This is a genomic window from Thermococcus sp. LS1, from assembly GCF_012027395.1.
Classification (GTDB): Archaea; Methanobacteriota_B; Thermococci; order Thermococcales; family Thermococcaceae; genus Thermococcus.
Window position 1 is genome coordinate 1 of sequence record NZ_SNUJ01000014.1, and the last position, 417, is coordinate 417.

Genomic DNA, 417 nt, shown 5'->3' on the forward strand with positions numbered 1-417 from the left:
GAGCATAAGTTAACGGACATAATAAGGGATCAACTAAACTACTTCCTTAAGCCTGAGAATAGAATGTGAACTTTCTTTTAAGTTTTCTATTTTGGAGGAATTACTATGTCTACAGTCAAGACAGTAACCAAAAATACTCTGGCGCTTATGATCACATCTGTTGTTTCTAAAGCTTTTGCGTTTATTACATTAATCTTACTTGCAAGATATTTAGGAAGCGAGAATTATGGGAAATTAGCATTTGCCATGGCTTTGACATCATTTTTTACCGTAATAGCAGATTTTGGCTTGAGTTCTTTGATAGTTAGAGAGGTCGCAAGAGAGAAAGAAAAAGCTGGGTTGTATTTAGGGACTTTCTCGGTATTCAAAGTGTTGCTAGCTGTGGTAGTGTTCTTGGCTCTGGTTTTAATATAGATC

General features: G+C 35.7%; 1 protein-coding gene. It reads left to right on the forward strand.

The features are described from left to right. Positions 1-105: 105 nt before the first annotated feature. Positions 106-414 carry an oligosaccharide flippase family protein gene (locus tag E3E26_RS11005; protein ID WP_167901366.1) on the forward strand — a complete coding sequence of 103 codons (309 nt, stop codon included), beginning with the start codon at positions 106-108 and terminating at the stop codon, positions 412-414. The last annotated feature ends 3 nt before the right edge of the window (positions 415-417 follow it).

Coding starts and splice junctions, on each gene's coding strand:
- E3E26_RS11005 (WP_167901366.1), top strand. CDS start 106: ATGTCTACAGTCAAGACAGTAACCAAAAATACTCTGGCGCTTATGATC.